Source organism: Xanthomonas sp. F4 (assembly GCF_011761895.1).
This window is the reverse complement of the sequence record NZ_JAASQX010000002.1, coordinates 724,562-745,984: the sequence shown is the minus strand read 5'-3', so window position 1 is coordinate 745,984 and position 21,423 is coordinate 724,562. Positions and strand designations below refer to the sequence as shown.

The 21,423-nt window shown below is 65.9% G+C and carries 21 protein-coding genes and 1 tRNA gene; 16 read left to right on the top strand and 6 right to left on the bottom strand.

Annotation, left to right across the window (positions count from 1 at the left end; translation table 11 throughout):
• Positions 1 to 60: 60 nt before the first annotated feature.
• Positions 61 to 492 carry a ClpXP protease specificity-enhancing factor gene (locus tag FHR66_RS11165; RefSeq protein WP_017908205.1) on the top strand — a complete coding sequence of 144 codons (432 nt, stop codon included), beginning with the start codon at positions 61 to 63 and terminating at the stop codon, positions 490 to 492.
• 304 nt (positions 493 to 796) lie between these two features.
• Here the strand turns inward: FHR66_RS11165 and FHR66_RS11160 are convergent, their stop codons facing one another.
• The 4 genes from FHR66_RS11160 to FHR66_RS11145 form a co-directional block, all read right to left on the bottom strand.
• The gene (locus FHR66_RS11160) at positions 797 to 1,141 is read right to left on the bottom strand and encodes a DUF3301 domain-containing protein (RefSeq protein WP_160965879.1); all 345 of its coding nucleotides are present in this window, start codon (positions 1,139 to 1,141) and stop codon (positions 797 to 799) included.
• Between the two features lie 277 nt (positions 1,142 to 1,418).
• The gene (locus FHR66_RS11155; protein WP_167087789.1) at positions 1,419 to 2,567 is read right to left on the bottom strand and encodes a DUF2272 domain-containing protein; all 1,149 of its coding nucleotides are present in this window, start codon (positions 2,565 to 2,567) and stop codon (positions 1,419 to 1,421) included.
• A gap of 304 nt (positions 2,568 to 2,871) precedes the next feature.
• Positions 2,872 to 3,750 (bottom strand): carboxylating nicotinate-nucleotide diphosphorylase, encoded by an 879-nt coding sequence (nadC, locus tag FHR66_RS11150; RefSeq protein WP_160967286.1) that lies wholly within the window; start codon positions 3,748 to 3,750, stop codon positions 2,872 to 2,874.
• A complete protein-coding gene (locus FHR66_RS11145) occupies positions 3,747 to 4,016 on the bottom strand; it encodes a Trm112 family protein (protein ID WP_010342118.1) in 270 nt (89 codons plus the stop codon). Before FHR66_RS11145 ends, nadC begins: the two co-directional genes overlap by 4 nt.
• Positions 4,017 to 4,074: 58 nt before the next feature.
• On the opposite strand from FHR66_RS11145, the gene purE reads away from it, so the two are divergent.
• A complete protein-coding gene (purE, locus tag FHR66_RS11140; protein WP_160967288.1) occupies positions 4,075 to 4,578 on the top strand; it encodes a 5-(carboxyamino)imidazole ribonucleotide mutase in 504 nt (167 codons plus the stop codon).
• Complete coding sequence (locus FHR66_RS11135) at positions 4,575 to 5,723, top strand: 5-(carboxyamino)imidazole ribonucleotide synthase (protein ID WP_160967290.1); 1,149 nt, start codon at positions 4,575 to 4,577, stop codon at positions 5,721 to 5,723. The genes purE and FHR66_RS11135 overlap by 4 nt, the downstream gene beginning before the upstream one ends.
• Before the next feature lie 94 nt (positions 5,724 to 5,817).
• Here the strand turns inward: FHR66_RS11135 and FHR66_RS11130 are convergent, their stop codons facing one another.
• On the bottom strand, positions 5,818 to 6,396 hold the full coding sequence (locus FHR66_RS11130; protein ID WP_160967292.1) for a superoxide dismutase: 579 nt from the start codon (positions 6,394 to 6,396) through the stop codon (positions 5,818 to 5,820).
• A 125-nt stretch (positions 6,397 to 6,521) separates the two neighbouring features.
• On the opposite strand from FHR66_RS11130, the gene grxD reads away from it, so the two are divergent.
• The 5 genes from grxD (at position 6,522) to ppnN (ending at position 13,297) form a co-directional block, all read left to right on the top strand.
• Positions 6,522 to 6,842: a Grx4 family monothiol glutaredoxin gene (gene grxD / locus FHR66_RS11125; protein ID WP_048489897.1), complete on the top strand. Its 321-nt coding sequence runs from the start codon at positions 6,522 to 6,524 to the stop codon at positions 6,840 to 6,842.
• Positions 6,839 to 7,579, top strand: coding sequence for an SDR family NAD(P)-dependent oxidoreductase (locus FHR66_RS11120; RefSeq protein ID WP_160967294.1), 741 nt, complete (start codon positions 6,839 to 6,841; stop codon positions 7,577 to 7,579). Before grxD ends, FHR66_RS11120 begins: the two co-directional genes overlap by 4 nt.
• Entirely contained in the window at positions 7,576 to 8,175 is a 600-nt protein-coding gene (locus tag FHR66_RS11115) for a MarC family protein (protein ID WP_160967296.1), read from the top strand. Before FHR66_RS11120 ends, FHR66_RS11115 begins: the two co-directional genes overlap by 4 nt.
• A gap of 398 nt (positions 8,176 to 8,573) precedes the next feature.
• Positions 8,574 to 11,795: a TonB-dependent receptor gene (locus FHR66_RS11110; RefSeq protein WP_160967298.1), complete on the top strand. Its 3,222-nt coding sequence runs from the start codon at positions 8,574 to 8,576 to the stop codon at positions 11,793 to 11,795.
• Between the two features lie 113 nt (positions 11,796 to 11,908).
• Entirely contained in the window at positions 11,909 to 13,297 is a 1,389-nt protein-coding gene (gene ppnN / locus FHR66_RS11105; protein WP_048489901.1) for a nucleotide 5'-monophosphate nucleosidase PpnN, read from the top strand.
• Here the strand turns inward: ppnN and FHR66_RS11100 are convergent.
• Positions 13,287 to 14,324 carry a sensor histidine kinase gene (locus FHR66_RS11100; protein ID WP_160967300.1) on the bottom strand — a complete coding sequence of 346 codons (1,038 nt, stop codon included), beginning with the start codon at positions 14,322 to 14,324 and terminating at the stop codon, positions 13,287 to 13,289. The two genes, ppnN and FHR66_RS11100, sit on opposite strands and share 11 nt — an antisense overlap.
• 161 nt (positions 14,325 to 14,485) lie before the next feature.
• Between FHR66_RS11100 and FHR66_RS11095 the strand changes: the two genes are divergently transcribed.
• The 8 genes from FHR66_RS11095 to FHR66_RS11065 all read left to right on the top strand — a co-directional run bounded on the left by FHR66_RS11095 (position 14,486) and on the right by FHR66_RS11065 (position 21,406).
• On the top strand, positions 14,486 to 15,046 hold the full coding sequence (locus FHR66_RS11095) for a GspH/FimT family pseudopilin (RefSeq protein WP_160967301.1): 561 nt from the start codon (positions 14,486 to 14,488) through the stop codon (positions 15,044 to 15,046).
• Positions 15,047 to 15,071: 25 nt separating this feature from the next.
• Positions 15,072 to 15,548 (top strand): type IV pilus modification protein PilV, encoded by a 477-nt coding sequence (pilV, locus tag FHR66_RS11090; RefSeq protein ID WP_160967302.1) that lies wholly within the window; start codon positions 15,072 to 15,074, stop codon positions 15,546 to 15,548.
• Positions 15,545 to 16,513 carry a PilW family protein gene (locus tag FHR66_RS11085; protein ID WP_160967303.1) on the top strand — a complete coding sequence of 323 codons (969 nt, stop codon included), beginning with the start codon at positions 15,545 to 15,547 and terminating at the stop codon, positions 16,511 to 16,513. Before pilV ends, FHR66_RS11085 begins: the two co-directional genes overlap by 4 nt.
• Before the next feature lie 2 nt (positions 16,514 to 16,515).
• Positions 16,516 to 17,088, top strand: a complete 573-nt coding sequence (locus tag FHR66_RS11080) for a pilus assembly PilX family protein (RefSeq protein WP_160967304.1) — start codon at positions 16,516 to 16,518, stop codon at positions 17,086 to 17,088.
• Positions 17,089 to 17,099: 11 nt separating this feature from the next.
• Complete coding sequence (locus FHR66_RS21085) at positions 17,100 to 17,702, top strand: hypothetical protein (RefSeq protein ID WP_456361750.1); 603 nt, start codon at positions 17,100 to 17,102, stop codon at positions 17,700 to 17,702.
• On the top strand, positions 17,703 to 20,819 hold the full coding sequence (locus FHR66_RS11075; RefSeq protein WP_456361749.1) for a pilus assembly protein: 3,117 nt from the start codon (positions 17,703 to 17,705) through the stop codon (positions 20,817 to 20,819).
• Entirely contained in the window at positions 20,819 to 21,241 is a 423-nt protein-coding gene (locus FHR66_RS11070; protein ID WP_160967305.1) for a type IV pilin protein, read from the top strand. Before FHR66_RS11075 ends, FHR66_RS11070 begins: the two co-directional genes overlap by 1 nt.
• A gap of 88 nt (positions 21,242 to 21,329) precedes the next feature.
• Positions 21,330 to 21,406 (top strand) — tRNA-Asn (locus tag FHR66_RS11065).
• The last annotated feature ends 17 nt before the right edge of the window (positions 21,407 to 21,423 follow it).

Sequence of the window (21,423 nt, the reverse complement as noted above, 5' to 3'; positions counted from 1 at the left end):
GCCTTCCCCGCTGACTTCCGAGCTGTACCGGCGTTGCGCGCCGGCACGTAGAATGGGCGCATGAGCGACGACACTTCCCGCATGACCAGCCATCGCCCGTACCTGCTGCGGGCGCTGGTGGAATGGATCAACGACAACGGCATGACCCCGCACATCCTGGTGGATGCGGGACTGCCCGGCGTCCAGGTGCCGCCGAGCGCGGTCAAGGACGGGCGGGTGGTACTGAACATCGCCGAGCGCGCGGTGGTGCGGTTGCAGATCGACAACGACGGGGTCAGCTTCACCGCCCGCTTCGGGGGCGTCAGCTACCCGGTGCAGGTGCCGATGTCCGCGGTGCTGGCGGTCTATGCGCGCGAAACCGGGCAGGGCATGGCGCTGCCGGACGACATCCACGGCGCCAGCGAGCCGCCGGGCGACGACACTCCGCCGCCGCCGCGGCCGGGCGGTTCCGACGACGCCGGCAAGCGTCCGCGTCTGCGCGTGGTCAAGTAAGCAGTGGATGTGCGGCCCCGGTGGCCGCGCGCTGCATCCAGGCGTTGGCGTTTCCAGTGCGTGCGCATCGCGCGCACCGCGTTCTGTTGTCGGCGCGGCTTCAGCCGTTACCGGTAATGCCCGTCGCGGCTGAAGCCGCGTCTACAACACGCGGGATGCATCCCTGCGAATGCCCCTGGACGGGTGGTGCCAAGGATCGAGGGCGGCCGCCGTCCATTCCGATGTGGCATGGCGAAGCCGTCTCCCCGTCTTTTTTGCTGTCGCCGGAAAGATCGCGCCATCGTGCGCGGCCTTGGTGCATGGCTCAGTCGCGCTGCGCGCGCGCTTCCTGCAGACTGCTCACGCTGGCCACCGACGGCCCGCTGAAGGCGATCAGCTGGTCGCCGAGCAGCACCAGGCGCCCGCTGTGGCGGTCGGTGCCGTCGTAGGAATAGTCGAAACGGAAGCTGCGCTCAAAGCCGAGCCAGCCGTTGGGCAGACGCCGCAGGCGCAGGCCGGTGCCGTGCACGCTCTGGTCCAGCCACTGCACGTCGGCGGCCTTGCAGGCATTGCGGCCGAGGATTTCGGCGCGTTCGGCGGCGGCGCGCGCGGCGTTCCAGAACGCGAACGCCGCGGCGCCGGCGATCATCAACAGGATCAGGCTGGGCATGGCGCCACTGTAGCGAGGCGGCGGTAGGCGGGCAATCTTGGGGCGGGGATTGGGGATTGGGGATTGGGGATTCGGGATTGGCGGGCGTGTCCGCGGCTGACGGGGCGATGCTGCGCGTTCGCGTACCTTCAGGTGCCTGCGGGTAGTGCCGAGTTAGAGGCCCTGGTCGTCACCATCACCCTGAGCGCCGCCGCTTGCGCAATGCCTCGATTGCCCAAGGGATACGCTCGCTGGTTGGTTTTTAGAGATGCCCCACGTCGCAATGGACGAGCACGTTTCAGCCTTGCGGCTGTGGCTGCGGTTCGGTCTTGGGCGCTTCGTTGTTGGAGGGCGCGCCGGGTTGTGGCGGTGCTGGTACCGCGATGGGGACGGGTGATGCCGCCGCCGGCGTGTTCGGGATCGTGGGTGGTGTGAGTGGTGCCGGCGGAGTGGCGGGCGTGCCGGGGGCCGCGCTGGCCGCGGGCGCGGCTGGCGTCGCCATCGGCGCGGTGGCGGGATCGGTCGGCGCGGTCGGCAGCAGCATCTGTGCCTGCGGTTGCAGCTTCAGCAGGGCCGACCAGTCCTGGCGGTTGAAGTCGCACAGTTCCTCGTGGCCGGGCGTGCATTCGAGCGCGGCGCCTTCGTCGTTCTGGTCCTGCGCCAGCGGCGCATCCAGTTGCAGGCGCCCGCTGCGGTCCAGCTTGAGCTTGCGCATGGTCACCGCGTTGAACACGTTGCCGCCGATCAGATACAGGGTCTGGTCGCCGCCGACATTGGCCGCGACCACGATGTCGCAATGCGATTCCCACGGCAGCGGGCGGCCGCGCGCCAGCGCCTCGCGCAGGCCGGCAGCGCCGACCGGCTGCCGACGGCCGCGCAGGAAACACAGCAGGTCGCCGGGCGCAGGTTTTTCCTGCTGCGGGTCGGCAAGGCGATAGGGCAGGCCGTCGGCTCCGGCCTGGTAAGCGGCGCGGATGTAGTCGATATGGCGGATCGAGGTGTGGAAGCCGGCCACGCCAGCGCGCACCATCACGTAGGACACGAAGGCCGCCGACCAGGGGTTGTCGACGATGAAGGCGCGGCAGTCGTTCTCGCGATAGCGTGACCCGTCCAGTTGCTGGCAGCTCTCGGCGCCGTCGAAGCGGCCCATCGCGCCCAGCGTGCCGCTGTCGCGCCAGTACGTGGCGACGCGCTGCCAGGCTTCGATGCCATCGTCGGCAAGGTCGGCGCGCTCTGCCTCGGTGACGCGCAGGCCGGCCAGGCGGCCGTCGCGATCGATGAACGGGCGCCACCACAGCCGGTGTTCGTTGCAGGCGGTGCGCACGATCGCCACTGCCGCCGGAGTCAGGCCGAAGCGCGGCGGCAGATCGCAGACTTCCGCGGCCGCGGCGCGGCCGGCGGGAAACAGGGCGGCGACACACAGCAGCGCGAACCAGGGGCGGAACATCGGCGAACTCGGCGGGGAGGGGAAAGCGTGCAGCGTCGCAGAGCGGCGTTGGCGAGGCCGTGAAGTGTAGGGCGTGTCGTGCGATGTAGGCAGGTCGCACCGTGCTGGCTGATGCGTTCGCTGGCGATCAGGCGCCTTGCAGCTTGCCCTGGCGCGTGGCGTGACTCATCCAGCGAGGGCTGAAGCGATCAATCTCGGGACCGAGGCATGCGTGCAGACGTGCACGCTTGAGAGAATGTGTCCGCGTTCGCCGCGGGCGAGGGTTTCGCCACAGCGGTCGCCTCGCCACGTGCAGGTCTTGCCGCTACCGCGGGGGCGGCCCGAGTTTCAGCGATAGATCCACCGCCTGCACGTGTTTGGTCAGGGCGCCGATGGAGATGCAGTCGACGCCGTCGGCGGCGATCGCGCGCACCGCGTTCAGGTCGACACCGCCGGAGACTTCCAGCGGGATCGCGCGGTGGAACGGTGCGCCTGCGGCGATGGCCACCGCGTCGCGGCGCTGCTCCGCGGTGAAGTCGTCGATCAGGATGCGGTCGCAGCCGGCCTCTAGCGCCTCGCGCAGTTGCTCCAGGGTTTCCACCTCGACCACCAGCGGCAGTGTCGGCCACTGCGCGCGCGCGGCGGCCACCGCGGCGGGCAGCGAGCCGGCGGCGTGGATGTGGTTTTCCTTGAGCATCACCGTGTCGTACAGGCCGATGCGGTGGTTGCTGCCGCCGCCGCAACGCACCGCGTACTTCTGCGCCAGGCGCAGGCCGGGCAGGGTCTTGCGCGTATCCAGGATGCGCGCGCCGGTGCCGGCGACCGCGGCCACGTAGGCGGCGGTGGCGGTGGCGGTGGCCGAGAGGGTCTGCAGGAAGTTCAACGAGGCGCGCTCGGCGCTGACCAGGGCGCGACTGCGCCCGTGCAGCAGGGCCAGCACGGTGCCGGCGGCCACGCGCTGGCCTTCGGCCACCTGCCAGTCGATCCGCACCTGCGGATCCAGCGCCTGGTGGCAGGCGTCGAACCAGGGGCGGCCGGCGATCACCGCGTCCTGCTTGCACAGCAGGTAGGCGCTGTCGGCGCGGTCGGGCAGCAGCGCGGCGGTGACGTCGCCGCTGCCGAGGTCCTCGGCCAGCGCGCGCGCCACGTCTGCGGCGATCAGCTCCGCTGCAGGCGCCTGCGGCGGCGCCGGGTCGCGGCTCATTTGGCAGGGAAGTCGGCGAGCTGGGCGGTGCCGATGGCTTCCTCGGCCAGCAGCACCGGAATGCCGTCGTCGACGCGGAACACCTGCTTGCGGTCGCGGGTGATCAGGGCTTCGCGCAGCGGTTGCGCCTGCGCACTGCCATCGGCGCGCTGCACGCCGCCGGCGGCGATGGCGCGATTCAACGCCTCCAGGCCGCGCGCCTCCAGCAGCGCCAGCGGTTGGCGGGTGTCGGGCGAGCAGAGCAGGTCGAGCAGTTTGCGGTCCATCCGGTCTTCGTCTTGCGTGGAAGACGGCTAGAATACGTCTTTAAGGCAGGGGACGGCCATGACCTCCAAGCAAACCGCGCCGCTCGTCGGCATCGTGATGGGTTCCCGCTCCGACTGGGAGACCATGCAGCATGCGGCGCAGAAACTCGATGCGCTGGGTGTGCCCTATGAAGTGAAGGTGGTGTCGGCGCATCGCACCCCGGACGTGTTGTTCTCCTATGCCGAGCAAGCGGCCGCGCGCGGCCTGCGCGCGATCGTGGCCGGCGCTGGCGGCGCCGCGCACCTGCCGGGCATGCTGGCGGCCAAGACCGCGGTGCCGGTGCTGGGTGTGCCGGTGCAGTCCAAGGCGCTCAACGGCATGGACTCGCTGCTGTCGATCGTGCAGATGCCGGCCGGCATCCCGGTAGCCACGTTCGCGATCGGCGTCGCCGGCGCGGCCAACGCCGCGCTGTTCGCCGCGGCGATGCTGGCTCACGACCACGCCGAGATCGGCGCGGCGCTGGGCGAGTTCCGCCAGCGTCAGACCGACGAGGTGATGACCAAGGACGATCCGCGCCAATGACCACCGTCGGCATTCTGGGGGCGGGGCAGTTGGCGCGCATGCTGGCGGTGGCCGGCGTCCCGCTGGGCCTGCGCTTCGCGCTGCTGGATCCGGCGGCCGATGCCTGCGCCGGGCAGGTGGCGCCGCTGCGGGTCGGCGACTATGCCGACCAGGCCGCGCTTGCGGCGTTCGCGGACGCGGTCGACGTGGCGACCTTCGATTTCGAGAACGTGCCGGCGGACAGCGCCGCGGCCCTGGCCGGACAGGTGCCGGTGTTCCCGAGCCCGGATGCGCTGGCGGTGGCGCAGGACCGCCTGGCCGAGAAGACCCTGTTCCGCGAGCTCGGCATTCCGGTGCCGGCGTTCGCCGCGATCGACACCCGTGCCGATCTGGACGCGGCGCTGGCGCAGGTCGGTACGCCGTGCATCCTCAAGACCCGCCGGCTCGGTTACGACGGCAAGGGCCAGTTCCGCATCGCCTCCGCCGCCGACGCCGATGCGGCCTGGGCGGCGCTGGGCGCGCAGGCGGCCAGCGTGGGTCTGATCGCCGAGGCGTTCGTGCCGTTCCAGCGCGAGGTCAGCGTGGTGGCGGTGCGCGGCCGCGACGGCGAATTCCGCACCTGGCCGCTGACCGAGAACTGGCATGTGCATGGCGTGCTGTCCGCCAGCCTGGCGCCGGCGCAGGCCGATGCCGCGCTGGAGCAGGCGGCGGTGGCGCATGCGCGCGCCCTGGCCGAGCGCCTGCAGTACGTGGGCGTGTTCGCGCTGGAACTGTTCTGCCGCGACGGTGAGCTGCTGGCCAACGAGATGGCCCCGCGCGTGCACAACTCCGGCCACTGGACCATCGAAGGCGCGGAAACCTCGCAGTTCGAGAACCACCTGCGCGCGGTGCTGGGGCTGCCGCTCGGTTCCACGCGCATGCGCGGCCACGCCTGCATGCTCAACTGGATCGGCACGATGCCCGATGCCGCAGCGGTGCTGGCGCAGCCCGGCGGACACTGGCACGACTACGGCAAGGAACCGCGCCAGGGCCGCAAGGTCGGTCACGCCACCTTGCGCGAGGACACGCCCGAGGCGCTGGCCCACGCACTGCAGGCGGTAGGCGAGCAGCTGCAGCGGCAAGCCCAGGTCGCCCCGGTGATCGCCGCCCTGCGCGGCCAGCGCTGAATCAGGCGCCAGGTCCAGGCCTCGCCTGGGCCAGCAATCGGCGGCCACGGCCGCCGCTCCTGCGAATCCCCAATCCCGACTCCCCACTCCCGGCTCAGCGCAGATTGGACGCCGCGAACTCCCAGTTCACCAGCTTCCAGAACGCCTGCAGATAGCGCGCGCGGTCGCCGGGGTAGTCGGTGTAGTAGGCGTGTTCCCAGACGTCGCAGGCCAGCAGCGGCGTGTCGTCGCCGGTCAGCGGGGTGCCGGCGTTGGCCGTGCTGACGACCGCCAGACTGGCGTCCGGACGCTGCACCAGCCAGACCCAGCCGGAGCCGAACACGGCCAGCGCCATGCGCTCGAACTCGGCCTTGAACCGGGCCGCGTCGCCGAAGCTCTTGGCCAGGCGTTCGCCGAGCGCACCGCCGGGTTCGCCGCCGCCGCGCGGGCGCAGGCCGCGCCAGTAGAACTCGTGGTTCCAGACCTCGGCCGCCTCCTGGAACAGCCGGCCCTGGGCGCGCCGCAGCAGGTCCGGCAGCGCCAGCTCGGCCAGGTCGCTGCCGGCCAGTCGCGCGTTGAGCCGCTCCACCAGGGCGCGCTGATGCTGGCCGTGGTGCTGTTCCACCGCGGCAGCGGACAGGTGTGGGGCCAGCGCCGCAGCGGCGTAGGGCAGGGGAGCGAGTTCGATGGGCATGGATCCTCTGGCGGTTTCGGGCGCGCGTCGCGGTACTGCCGCGCGCAGGGCTTACACTATGCGGCTACGCGAGAGTCTAGCCGACCGCCAAGGTCGTTCTTTCGCCCCAGCAGGAGAGAACCCGCATGCAGGTGATGGAGCGCATCCAGGCCGACGTCGAACGCCATCCCATCGTGTTGTTCATGAAGGGCACGCCGCAGTACCCGATGTGCGGCTTTTCCAGCCGCGCGTTGCAGGCGCTGTTGGCCGCAGGGGCCGACCGCCTGCACACCGTCAACGTGCTCGACGAGCCGGAGATCCGGGCCAACCTGCCGCGCTACTCGAACTGGCCGACGTACCCGCAGTTGTTCATCCACGGCGAGCTGATCGGCGGCTGCGACATCACCATGGAACTGTTCGAGTCCGGCGAACTGCAGCGCATCGTGACCGAGGCCTACCAGTCGTGAGCGCGCCTGCGTCGCCGCAGGCCGGCGCGCTGGCGCAGCGGGTGATCCTGGTCAGCGGTGCCGCCGGCGGGCTCGGCAGCGCCGCGGCGCTGGCCTGCGCCCAGGCAGGGGCCACGGTGGTCCTGCTGGGGCACAAGCCGGCGCGCTTGAACCGGGTCTACGATGCGATCGCCGCGGTCGGCGCCGCGCCGCTGCTGTATCCGCTGGACCTGCTCGGCGCCACTCCCCCGGACTACGCCACCTTGGCCGAGCGCCTGCAGGGCGAACTCGGCCGCCTGGACGGGCTGCTGCACTGCGCCGCCGACTTCGCCGGGCTGACTCCGTTCGAGCATGCCGATCCGGCCCAGTTCGCGCGCGCCCTCCACGTCAACCTGACCGCCGCGGCCTGGCTGACCCAGGCTTGCCTGCCGTTGCTGCGGCAGGTCGAGGATGCCGCGATCGTGTTCGCGGTGGACGATCCGGAGCGGGTCGGCCAGGCTTACTGGGGTGGCTACGGCGCGGCCCAGCATGGCCGCCGCGGCCTGTTGGCGAGCCTGCACGGTGAACTGGCCGCCTCGCGCGTGCGCGTGGCCGGCCTGCAGCCGGGGCCGATGCGCACCGCCTTGCGCGCCCGCGCCTATACCCATCAAGAAGACCTCGATGCGGTCGACCCGGCGCGCTACGCCGGCGCCTGCGTCGAGCTGTTGTCGCCCGCCGGCGCCGCGCACCGCGGCGCGATCTGGAATCCCTTGGCATGACCATTCTGTCGGCAGCGCTGCTGCTGTTCCTGATCCTCGACCCGCTGGGCAATATCCCGGTGTTCCTCAGCGTGCTCAAGCCGCTGCCGGCGCGGCGCCAGCGCGTCGTGCTGGCACGCGAACTGCTGATCGCGCTGGGCGTGCTGATGGGCTTCCTGTGGGGCGGCAAGTACGCGCTGGAAGTGATGCATCTGCGCCAGGAGTCGGTGGCCATCGCCGGCGGCATCGTGCTGTTCCTGATCGGCATCCGCATGATCTTCCCGCGCCCGGAAGGGCTGATGGGCGAGATTCCCGACGGCGAGCCCTTTATCGTGCCGCTGGCCATCCCGCTGGTGGCCGGTCCCTCCGGCATGGCCGCGGTGATGCTGATGGGCAGCAACGAGCCGACCCGGCTGGGCGAGTGGAGCCTGGCGCTGATCCTGGCTTGGCTGGGGACCTCGGCGCTGCTGTTCTCCGGCACGCTGCTGTACAAGTTGCTCGGCATGCGGGTGCTGACCGCAGTGGAGCGGCTGATGGGCATGCTGCTGGTGGCGATCTCGGTGCAGATGTTCCTGGACGGGCTCAGCGCCTATCTGAAGCTGCCGGTCGCCGGCTGAGGCCGCCCGCGGCCGAGCGGTGAGCGCCGTGGGGACGGCGCGATCTCGGCAAATGTTTCGCCGCATCACGCTGCGCCGCTCGCCGGCCAGCGTGAGAGGTCATAGGGGAGGGCATCCGGTCGATCGCCGCCACATCCCGGCGGTGATCCTGTCCCCGCCTTGTCGCCAATAGCCGCAAGGACTGGGATCCAGGTCCTGTGATGTCCGCTTGTGCCGGGTTGTCACGATTTGGCAACAAATTGGCCCTATGGTGTTAAACTCATGTTAACCCTTGCGGGGAATCGGCAAGGGTGACCAGCCCCCATTCCGCGGCCGTGCGCCCTTACTCGCACGGCACTGCCATGCGCATTTCGTCAAACTCCATCGAGGCTATTGCAATGATTCAACCCCGTCTGCGGATGTCCAAGCTCACTCTGGGCCTCGTTGCGGCGCTGGCCGCTGCGCCGGTGTTCGCCCAGAGCACCTCCGCCGGTGTCGGCGGTGTGGTGACCCATGGTGGCCAGCCGGTCGCTGGCGCCGAGGTGACCATCACCCACGTCGAGTCGGGTACGGTCAGCCGCGCCACCACCGATGCCGCCGGTCGCTACAACGCGCGCGGCCTGCGCGTCGGCGGTCCGTACAGCATCACCATCACCAAGTCGGGCGACGGCACCAAGACCGAAGACGGCGTGTACCTGAGCGTCAACCAGAACGCCACCATCAACGCCGACCTGACCGGCGACATGGCCGCGCCGACCACGCTGGAGACGGTCAATGCCGTCGCCATCGCCGGCGGCTCGGAAGTGTTCAGCGCCACCAAGATGGGCTCGGGCACCAACGTCGGCCGCGAGCAGATCGAAGCGCTGCCGTCGATCAACGGCAACATCCAGGACTACATGCGCCTGGATCCGCGCGTGGCCTTCGTCGATCGCGCCTCGGGCACGATCAGCGCCGGCGGCCTGAACCCGCGCTACAACTCGATCAACATCGACGGCGTCTCGGCCAGCGACACCTTCGGCCTGGAAGGCAACAACATGACCACCCGGCGCCAGCCGGTGTCGATGGAGGCCATCGAAGCCATCGACGTCAACCTGTCCAACTACGACGTCAGCATCGCCAGCGCCGCCGGCGCCACCGTCAACGCGGTGACCAAGTCCGGTACCAACGAGTTCCACGGTTCGGTGTACGGCAGCTATCGCGACGGCGATTGGTTCGGCGACAACCCGGACGGCAGCAAGTTCAACGGCTTCACCAAGGAGAAGACCTACGGCGCGACCTTCGGCGGCCCGATCGTCAAGGACAAGCTGTTCTTCTTCGCCAACTACGAGAAGTTCCAGCAGGACGCGCCGGGCCTCGACCTGGGCAGCACCGCGCTGGGCAAGGCCAACGCCAAGTACGGCATGGCCGACGTGACCCGCGCCCAGCAGATCGCCCAGAACTACGGCTTCGACGCCGGTACCCTGGACAGCGACGGCAACACCGACCTGAAGGAATACGCGCTCAAGCTCGACTGGAACATCAGCGACAACCACCGCGCCAGCTTCCGCTACAGCAAGCTCGACCAGAGCAAGCTGCGCATCAACGGCGCCGGCAGCTCCAGCCAGGCCTCGCTGAGCTCGTACTGGTACCAGCACGAGAAGTCGGTCGAGAGCTACGTCGGCCAGCTGTTCAGCGACTGGTCCGAGAACTTCTCCACCGAGTTCAAGGTGTCCTACCGCGACTACTCCGCGATCCGCGTGGTGCCGACCAACGCGCCGAGCATCGCCGTGTACTTCGACGGTTCGGTCGCCAACCCGACCGGCGACGTGCTGTACCTGGGCACCGAGACCAACTCGCAGGGCAACATCCTCACCACCAAGACCTGGAACTACTACGGTGCGGGCACGCTGACCCTGGACAACCACAACCTGAAGTTCGGCGTCGACTACAGCACCAACGACATCTACAACCTGTACGGCCGCAACACCTGGGGCGTGTACACCTTCTTCGGCCTGGACAACTTCGCCAGCGGCCGCTGGAGCTCGTACCAGCTCAACCAGGAGCGTAGCCCGGGTTCGATCGCGGCCGACTACAAGAACAGCAACCTCGGCCTGTTCGTGCAAGACACCTGGTACGTCAACAACAACCTGACCCTGACCCTGGGTCTGCGCGGCGATCGTGCGAAGGTGAGCCCGGATCCGACCTACAACGCGGCGGCGCAGGCCTACTTCGGCTACGACAACAGCAAGGTCTTCAACGGCGACTTCCTGATCCAGCCGCGCGTCGGCTTCAACTACACCTTCGACACCGACCGTCCGACCCAGTTGCGCGGTGGCGTGGGCCTGTTCCAGGGCGATGCGCCGCAGGTGTGGATCGGCAACAGCTACTCCAACACCGGCTTCAACTACAACGCCTACAGCTATACCGCCTACAACCCGGCACTGCCGTTCAGCCCGAACAAGGACACCCAGCCGGTACCGAACGCCCCGGGTTCGGCGACCCAGGGCGTGAGCTTCGTCGGCAACGACTTCAAGCTGCCGTCGCTGTACAAGGCCAACCTGGCCCTGGATCACGAACTGCCGTGGTACGGCATCGTGGCCTCGGCCGAGCTGCTGGTGACCAAGGTCAAGGACGGCCTGTACTACAAGAGCCTGAATATCGGTCGCGTCAATGGCCAGGGCCAGGATCCGAGCGCGGCCTACTATGGTCCGGACGGCCGTGCGCTGTACTGGAACCCGGCCCGTACCGGGCGTCCGTGGGCGACCGGCGACAACCGCTACAACCGCAACCAGGCGTATAGCGACGTCTACCTGATCGACAACACCGACAAGGGCAAGACCCAGCAGTTCACCGTGTCGCTGTCCAAGCCGTTCAGCGAAGGCGGCGACTGGTCCTGGACCCTGGGCTACACCTACACCCACGCCACCGAAGTCGGCTCGCTGACCAGCTCCACCGCCAGCTCGGGCTGGGGCTACCAGTACGCCTTCAACGCCAACTCGGAAACCGAGAACACCTCGCGCTACGAGATCAAGGACCGCATCTCCGGCTCGCTGGATTGGAAGCACATGTTCTTCGGCGACTACGAGACCCGTGTGGGCCTGGTCTACGAAGGCCGCAGCGGCCGTCCGTACAGCTACGTGTTCAACGGCGACGCCAACGGCGACGGCCGTTCGACCAACGACCTGTTCTACGTGCCGAAGGGCCCGGGCGACGTGCTGTTCGGCACGCTGAGCAGCACCGGTGCGTTCACCGCCAACCCGGCCCTGCAGCAGCAGTTCTTCGACTGGCTGGCCAAGAACCCGCAGCTGGCCAAGTACGCCGGCAGCTACGCCCCGGCCAACGGCTTCCGTTCCGGCTGGATCAACACCTTCGACGTGCGCATCACCCAGCAGCTGCCCGGCTTCTTCAAGGGCCACAAGTCCGAGGTCTGGCTGGACATCCAGAACGTGGGCAACCTGCTGAACAAGAAGTGGGGCCGGATCTACGACTACGGCTTCTACGCCGACGCCCGCGTCGCCAACCTGCAGGGCATCTATCAGGGCAAGTACGTGTACAACACCCTGTACACCGACCAGCCGACGGCCGCCAACGCCGACGCCGATGGTTTCAACACCGGCGTGTCGCAGTGGTCGCTGCAGTTGGGCTTCCGCTATCAGTTCTGATCGCGGCGCAGGCTAGCTGAAGCGTTGGGAACGGCCGGGGCGACCCGGCCGTTTTCTTTTTGTGGGGGCTGACGTTAAAGTCGCCGGCTGACGACACCGACAAGACATTCGATATGACGACCAGCAATACGGCCGCGCGCGCGCTGCCGGTAGTGGATGCGCGGATCTACCCGCGCGGCGGCCTGGACATCCTCTCGCGCGTGGAAGTGGCGCGCCTGCGCGATGCCTCCAGCGGCGGCCTGCACGAACTGCTGCGGCGCTGCGCGTTGGCGGTGCTGACCAGCGGCAGCGCGTCCGACGACCCGCGCGCGGCGCGCGACCTGTATCCCGACTTCGACATCCAGGTGGTGCAGCGCGACCGCGGTGTGCGCATCGATCTGCTCAACGCGCCGGCGATGGCCTTCGTCGACGGCGAGATCATCAACGGCGTGGCCGAGCTGCTGTTCGCCGTGGTCCGCGACCTGGCCTACATGGCCATCGAACTCGGCCCGGAATCGACCACCGACCTGCAGTCCAGCGAAGGCATCACCAATGCGGTGTTCGGCCAGTTGCGCAACGCGCGCATCCTGCAGCCGAACGATCCCAAGCTGGTGGTGTGCTGGGGCGGCCATTCGATCTCGCGCGACGAGTACCTGTACACCAAGCAGGTCGGCTACGAGCTGGGGCTGCGCGGGCTGGACATCTGCACCGGCTGCGGCCCGGGTGCGATGAAGGGGCCGATGAAGGGCGCCACCATCGCCCACGCCAAGCAGCGCAAGCACGACAACCGCTACATCGGCGTGACCGAGCCGGGCATCATCGCCGCCGAGTCGCCGAACCCGATCGTCAACCACCTGGTGATCATGCCGGACATCGAGAAGCGCCTGGAGGCCTTCGTCCGCATCGGCCACGGCATCATCGTGTTTCCCGGTGGCGTCGGTACCGCCGAGGAGATCCTGTACCTGCTCGGTATCCTGCTGCGCGAGGAGAACCGCGACCTGCCGTTCCCGCTGATCCTCACTGGCCCGACCATCGCCGCGCCGTATTTCGAGCAGATCGATCGCTTCCTGCGCCTGACCCTGGGCGAAGTGGCGACCTCGCGCTACGAGATCGTGGTCGGTGATCCGGTGGCGGTGGCGCGCAAGATGGCTGCCGGCATCCAGCAGGTGCGCACGCACCGCAAGGAGCAGAAGGACGCGTTCTACTTCAACTGGTCGGTGGACATCCCGCTGGAATATCAGCGTCCGTTCGAGCCGACTCACGAGGCGATGGCCGCGCTGGATCTGCACCATGGCCGTCCGCCGCACGCATTGGCCGCTGACCTGCGTCGCGCCTTCTCCGGCATCGTCGCCGGCAACGTCAAGGAAGACGGCATGCGCCGCATCGAGCAGCATGGCCCGTTCGAGATCCATGGCGATGCGGACATGATGCAGGCGCTGGACGAACTGCTGCGCGCCTTCGTCGAACAGCGCCGCATGAAGATCTCCGGCGAGTACCGGCCCTGCTACCGGGTCATGGCCTGAGCCCGATCCGGATCGTCGCGACGAACCAGGCGCCATCGCTGGCGGTGTGCAGCGAGGCGCCTTCCATGCTTTCCAGGCGCGTGCGCAGGGCCGACAGGCCGACGCGGTGACCGCGACCGATGTGCGGCGACAGGCCGCCTGCCGGCACTGCGTTGCGCACCCGGATCTCCAGGGCGCCGTCGCGTTCGCCGATGGCGATGCCGATCTCGCCGCCCTCGGCAGTGCATTCGATGCCATGATGCACGGCGTTCTCCAGCAGCGGTTGCAACGACAGCCGCGGAATCCGCACCGGTACCGACATCTCGGGTAAATCCCACTGCACGCGCAGGCGCGGCCCGAAGCGGATCGCCTCGATGTCCAGGTAACGCCTGGCCAGGTCGATCTCGTCCTGCAGGTCGACCAGGTCCGGCGCCGCCAGCGCGGCGCGAAACAGGTCCGACAGGTCCATCAGCAGCTGTTCCACCTGCTGCGGTTGCCGGTGCACCAGCATCACCGCGGTGTTGAGCGTGTTGAACAGGAAGTGCGGCTGCACGCGCGCGGTCAGCGCGTCGATCTCGGCCTGCTTGGCGCGTTCGACCAGTTGCTTGATGCGCACATGGTTGTGCAGCGCGGCCATGCCGAGCAGGCCAATCAGCAGGGCGATGCCGGACAACTGCAGCGACAATGCCAGCCATGCGCGGCTGGAGAGCTGCCAGTAGTCGCCGAAGGCATACAGGATCACCCCGCTGATCAGCCAGGTCAGTGCCTGCATCAGGCCCAACGTGGCCACGGTGATGGACAGGAAGCCGCCTCCGGCCAGCGCCCGGCGCAACAGCAGTAGGCTGGCCAGGGTCAGCAGCGCGACCCACTGGATGCCCAGCGATGCCAGGCCGAAGTAGACCCAGCGGCTTCCGGCCATGCCCGCGCCCGGGACCGGGGTCAGGGCCAGGATGGCGGCGATGCATTCGCCGGCCATCACGATCCAGATCAGGGTCGAGGGTTGCTTGAGGACCTGCAGCTGGTCGTTGGAATAGGCGGAGGCGGGCATCGGGGCGGAAGGCGGTGGGGCAGGGCCGAGGTGCATCATGCCGGCTGGCGCCACGCCGCGCACGGTCCGTCCACTCCCCCATATCCGCCATCCGTCGGCAACGGCTGGCGCGTGGGCGGTCCGGCCGCTAGCGTGGCCGGCGGGAGAATCTGGGGAAGACTATGGCGGTTCCTTGCGAGCGTGGCCTTGCCGAGCGGACGCAACGTGGCTTCACGCTGGTGGAGCTGATGGTCACCGTGGCGGTGCTGGCCATCATCATGGCGCTGGCAGTGCCCAGCTTCACCGGCCTGATCCGCAGCAACCGCCTGACCAGCGCCGCCAACGAGCTGATCGCCGCGGTGCAGTTGACGCGCTCGGAAGCGGTGCGCCTGAACGGTGGTGTCAGCCTCTGCCGTAGCGACGACGGTGCCACCTGCGCCAGCGGCGGCAACTGGACCCGTTACCTGACCGTCGCCCGCGACGGCACCGTGCTGCGCAGCACGACCCTGCGCACCGGCCTGGTCGTCACCAGTAGCACCCTGGATGCCCTCGGCGACAAGCTGACCTTCGGTGCCGACGGCATTGCGCGCAACAGCAGCGGTACGCCAGTGATAGGCGGCATCGTGGTCTGCATGGCGGTTACCAACCCATCCAACAATGTCCGGAGCGTCAAGCTGATGGGCGGCAGCCGCGCCCAGGTCACATCGACATCCGACGGCGGCAGCTGTACCACCACCGGCTGAGCCGGTTCCGGCAAGCGGAGACACCATGAAGCGGTTCCAGAGCGGCAGACACATGGCAGGCGTCACCCTCATCGAGGTGATGATCTCGGTGTTGATCCTGGGAGTGGGGATGCTGGGCGTGGCGGCGATGCAGACCACGGCGCTGCGCAACAACCAGAGCGCGCTGCAGCGCAGCCAGATCGTCATGCAGACCTACACGATCCTCGATGCGATGCGCGCCAACCGCAGCGCGGCGATGCTCGGGGCCTACAACACCGGCAGCATGCTGTGCACGGCGCCGGCGGCGGGCGATCTGGTGGCGACCGACAAGTCGGTCTGGCTCAACGGCTTGAAGGATGCGATTGGCGGCGACAAGACCACGACCTGCGGTTCCATCGCCTGCAACGACGGCAATTGCACGATCACCGTGCAATGGGACGACAGCCGCGGAATGAACTCCAGTGCTAACGGCAACATCAGCGGCAGCGCGACCCAGACCCTGAGCACGACGGCCCAACTGTGAACATACGTATCGCGCTTACGCCGCCGCGGCGCCAATCCGGCTTCAACCTGATCGAGCTGATGATTTCGATGCTGCTCGGCCTGCTGGTGGTCGGTGCGGCGATCGGCATCTTCCTGTCCAACCGCCAGACCTATGCGGCGACCGAGGGCCTGAGCCGGATCCAGGAGTCGGCGCGGACCGGCTTCGAGATGATGGCCCAGGACATCCGCGAGGCCGGCGGCAATCCTTGCGATTCCGGATTGCCGGTGGCGAACGTGCTGAACAATCCGACGGCGAGCTGGTGGATGAATTGGGCGTTGCCGCTGACCGGTTACGAGAACACTAGCCCGTCCGGCCTCTCCATCACGTCAGGCACTGACGCGATCCAGATCCTGTCCGCTGGTACCGGCGGTGCGACCGTGACGGCGCACAACCCCGCGAACCAGACGCTGACGCTCAACGCGGCAGCGCCGGATCTGCACAGCAACGCGATCATGCTGCTGTGCGACCGCCAGCAACTGGCGGTGCTGCAGGTGAACAGCGTTTCCGGCACCACTGCCAATTACTCCAGTGGTGGGCTCAACGCCTGCACGCGGCTCGGGCGCCTGCCGGGCGTGTGTGTCACTGGTTCGAACAATTACCAATACGAGATCAACTCCATCCTGACCGAAGTGCGGGCCGTACGCTGGTATGTGGCCGCCAGCAGCGGCGGGGCGGGGGGCACGTCCCTGTATCAGGAAGTGATCGCGCCAGGCGGCACGAGTCAGAAGAACGAAATCGCCGATGGCGTCACCGGCCTGCAGTTCAAATACCTGTCCACCGGCGGCACCGCCTATGCCGATGCAAGCGGCGTGGGCAATTGGGCCAACGTCATCGCGGTGCAGATCAGCATGACCGTCAGCGCCAACACGGCGGCCGGCGCAAACCAGCAGCCGGCGACACGGACTTTCAGCACGATCGTGAGCATCAGGAACCGGAACCCGTGAACATGTCTCCGTCGCCCCGCCGGCAGGCCGGCATTTCGCTCATCGTCGTCCTGCTGCTGTTGCTGGTGATGACCCTGCTGGGACTGGCCGTGCTGCGCGGCACGCTGCTGCAGGAGCGCATGTCCTCCAACATGTACGACCGCAGCCTGGGATTCCAGGCCGCCGAAAGCGCCTTGCGCGATGCGGAGAAGGTCATTCAGACCGCCGCTGCAGCCGGCAATACCGTCGGCTTCAACTGCTCGTCAGGCACCACGGTATGTCCGGCCGTGCCCAGTAACACGTATACCGGCAATGCCTCCAGCGGCTGTGCGCTGGGCACCCAGGAGTGCTGGGTGAACGGCACGGTGGCGCCGAAGGGCCAGGCAGTGCCGGCCCAGTACTACATCCAGTATCTGGGCCAGCGCACCAGCGAGGATCAGTTGGGCCTGGGGTCGAGCATCAACCAGAACCAGTACGGCGGTACCGGCGGCACGTCGCTTGAAAAATACTATCGGGTGATCGCGCGTAGCGGCGATCCGTCCGCGTCCAATGGCCGCGCCATTGTCGTGCTGCAGACCAACGTCACCGTCAAGTAATGGAGCCCTCTATGACCAGTCGAGCGAAGAAGACGACATACCGGGACTGGCTCCTTGCCGTGGTGGCAGGCCTTTTCATCGGTACCGTCGGTGGTGCCGGTGCGGATGTGGATGTCTCGCAGTCGCCGCTGTATGTCGGTAGCGATGTGCCGGGCAATCTGGCCTTTGTGCCGTCGGTGGAATTTCCGACGGTCATCAGCAAGGCGAATCTGTCCGATACCTATTCGGCGACGACCAAATTTGTCGGCTACTTCGATTCGAAGAAGTGCTACAAATATAACTATAGCGACAACGAGGCTGAGCGTTATTTCTATCCTGTCAGCGTAATTGGAAGCAATCCGAGTAATTATACTTGCAGTGGTGACGGCGTTTGGGCGGGGAATTTCCTCAATTGGGCGGCCACTCAAACCATCGATCCTTTCCGTTCGGCTTTGACTGGCGGCTATCGCGTCACCGATACGACGACCGACACCATTCTGGAAAAGGCGATTGCTGATCGCGAAAGTACCGGCAATTTCCCGCGCCGCTCCATGAATAACGCTGATTTGATTGCTGGAGGGACGCCCGCAAGTTGGCAGAACTTCAATATGCGGATCGATGGTCTCGGTAATTAAATGAACTTTGGCGGAAGTTCACTTGCTGATCCCAGTAAGGCGATTCCCTACGATCCCAGTAAGCATCGGCTGGATGGTAGTCTGCTGAAGGCCGATGGTTCAAAATGTATCATTCTTGTGAATTGTGTCAGCGATACATCGCTGACATTCACGGTGTCGGTGCGGGTGAAAGTGTGTGATAAAGCCTTTTTAGAGGATAACTGTGTTCGCTATCCAAGTGGCAACTATAAGCCGGAAGGGCTGATTCAGCAGTACGCGAAGCGCATTCGCTACAGTGTGTTCAGCTACAAGAATGACGATAGCTCGTCTGTAGATAGCGGTATTCTGCGTGCTAACCAGAAGTTTGTTGGACCTCTCACTTACAATCCAGAGGAAGGGCCACTGACTAACGCGGCAAGCGAGTGGGATCCCGCCACAGGTGTCATCTACCAGAACCCTGATGCCGCTGACGCTAATGCGACGACCGCAACCATTGGTGCTGGCTATTCTATTAAAGATAGTGGGGTTATTAATTATCTTAATAAATTCGGCCAGCTAAAAACAGGCAAGAACGTCAAGACGTATGATGACGTTAGTGAATTGTATTATGCCGCAATTCGTTATTTCAAGCATCAAGGGAACGTTGCGGCATATTCGGCGTTGACTGCCGGTACCTCGCAAGGTCGTTACCAGCAGTCCGATGGGTTTCCAGTGATCACGAACTGGAAAGATCCGATTGCATATCGTTGCCAGGTCAATGTAATTCTTGGCATTGGCGATACAAATACGCATTACGATAAAAATCTGCCTGGCAATACTAATGCTGCTGGTGAGCCCGCCAAGCCTGTGGAAGTGGTAAACGACAAATCTGTCGATGTTGTGTCGCGAATGACGCAGATTTGGCGAAAAGAGGGGTTGAGTGAGTCCGATGCTGCGGCAAAGGCTGTGTCAAGTTCCTTCAATTCTGGAGGAAACAATAATTCAGCCTATATTGCGGCGCTCGCTTATGACGCGCACACCAAGGATCTTCGTCCTGATGCTGCTAAAGATGGCTTGCCTGGTATGCAGACTCTGTCGACCCACTGGGTGGACGTCGTGGAGTACGGAAATTACAAGTCACCTAGTACGAACCAATATTGGTTGACGGCCAAATATGGCGGGTTTCGTGTGCCAGCAGGATACAATCCTGATACGAACGTCACTGCATTGGACGATCCCACGTGGTGGGACAGTAAATCCTATGTAAATAATCAGGCCGGCTACAAACAGCCAGACAACTACTACACCGCGGCGGATGCGGAAAGAATGGTGGCTAGCCTGCGCAATGCATTCTCGCGCATCATCGACGAGATGAAGGGGTCTGCGGCATCGCTCGCCAGCAATACGACCAAGTTGGAGGCTGGGGCGCGGACCTATCAGTCCGTGTTCTATAGCGGAACTTGGCGTGGCGATGTTGTTGCGTACGATGTCAATCAGACTACTGGAGCGCTGACGCAGGCGTGGAGCGCCAGCGGGCAGGTTCCGGGTTGGAGCGATCGGACGATCAAATTCACCAACTCGTCCGGAAGTCTGGACGATTTCGCCTACGGCAAACTGGGCGGTACGCCGCTATCGTCGGCCACGCAGAATCAGATCAACTATCTGCGCGGCGACCGCTCTCAGGAGAAGGCCAGCGGCGGTACCTTACGAACCCGTACCGGTCTCCTAGGCGACATCGTTAATTCTCAACCGGTTTATGTTGGGGCGCCCAACCCGAGGCTGTACACGACTGCCACGTTCAGCGGTGCAAGCAGCTATGCTTCTTTCGCTGCAGCTAAATCCACGCGCACTCCTATGCTCTATGTCGGTGCCAACGATGGCATGCTGCATGGATTCGATGCCACAACTGGTACGGAGAAGTTTGCCTTCGTCCCGAAGGCGGCGATGACTGGGCTGCTCGACTATACCGATCCGAACTACCAGCACCGTTACTACGTGGATGGCGAAATCACCGTGTCGGATGTCTATTCCGGAGGTAGCTGGCGCTCGGTGTTGATTGGCACGATGGGACGCGGCGGCAAGGGCATGTTTGCGCTGGATGTTACCGACCCCAATAACATCACACTGCTGTGGGACAAGACTTCCACGGACATCGCCGGGCTGGGCAACAATCTTGGCAAGCCGATCATCGGGCAGCTCGCCAACGGCCAGTGGTACGCGATGCTTGGCAATGGCCCCAACAGCAGTGGCGATTCGGCCGATCTCATCCTGGTGAACGCCATCACCGGCGCATCGAGCCGCATCCAGACAGGGGCGAGCGGCAATAATGGCCTGTCCGCTGTATTGGCCTGGTCGTCCAACAATGATTTCATCGTCGATCGTCTCTATGCCGGCGATCTCAACGGAAATGTCTGGCGATTCAACATGACCGGCGCGAGCGGTACCGCGAGCAGGCTGTTCTCCGCCAGCTACTCGTCCAAGGCGCAGCCGATCACCGCAGCGCCCACGGCGGCGAAGGATCCGGCGACCGGCTTGACCTGGGTGTTCTTCGGGACCGGCAAGTACCTGTCCAGCGGCGATCTGGGCAACAAGGACGTGCAGAGCTGGTATGGCCTGATCGACCGCGGCAGCACCATTCCTTCGACGCGTGCCACATTGGGCAAAGTCAATATCCTTCAGGAGGGGACCGTGAACGGGTATGCGGTCCGGGTCATCGACGACAAGCCGAGCGCAGGACAGGACGGGTGGTACATGGACCTTGTGTCGCCGCCTGGTACGACGCCGCAGGGCGAACGCATGGTGGTGTCCAACTTCTTCCAGGGCACGGCACTGATCGGCACCACGCGCATTCCAGATTCGGGCGATGTCTGCCTCCCGAGCGGCAAGGGCTTCGTGATGGCGATCAATCCGTTTACTGGCGGTCGGCTGTCGCAGTCCTTCTTCGACCTGGATGGCAGCGGCGGATCCAGCACCGGCGATACACTCAATGGCACTCCCGTCTCTGGCATCGGCCTGAACAGCAGCCCCAACAGCCCGATCTTCATCGGCAACCAGATGCAGATCGCGTTGGACAACGCGAGTACGACCACGCTCGGTACCAATAGCAGCGCGCTCAGCATGAAGCGCGTGTCCTGGCGCGAACTCCTGAGGAACAATTGATGCGATCACTCACTTTCACGGCCCGTCGTCAGCGCGGTTTCACCCTGATCGAACTGATGATCGTGGTCGCGATCGTAGGCGTTCTGGCGGCGATCGCCTTCGCCAGCTATCAATCCTACGTCATCAAATCGCGTCGCTCGGCCGCGTCCGTCTGTCTGCAGCAGGGCGTGCAGCTCATCGAGCGGTACTACACGACCAACATGTCGTACGCCAATGTGCCGCTGCCGACGTGCCCGAGCGATGCGGTGCAGTTCTATGATCTGTCGTTCAGCGTTGCGCCCACTGCGAATGCATTCAAGCTGACGGCGACGCCTCGCGCGGACAGCCCTCAGGCAAAGGACACCCAGTGCGGCGCGCTCAGCATCGACCAGAAGGGGACGCGGACGACGTCCACCGGCGCTGGCGAGGGCACCTGCTGGTGATGCTGGGCGGATAGGGCGCAGCTGCACCAGCGAGGCGCGCGGTCACCCCTTGCGGTCGGCATGAGGCCTCTATACAATGCGCCTCCCCGCCCGAATAGCTCAGCCGGTTAGAGCACTTGACTGTTAATCAGGGGGTCGTTGGTTCGAGTCCAACTTCGGGCGCCAAATCCGCAAAGGCCGCG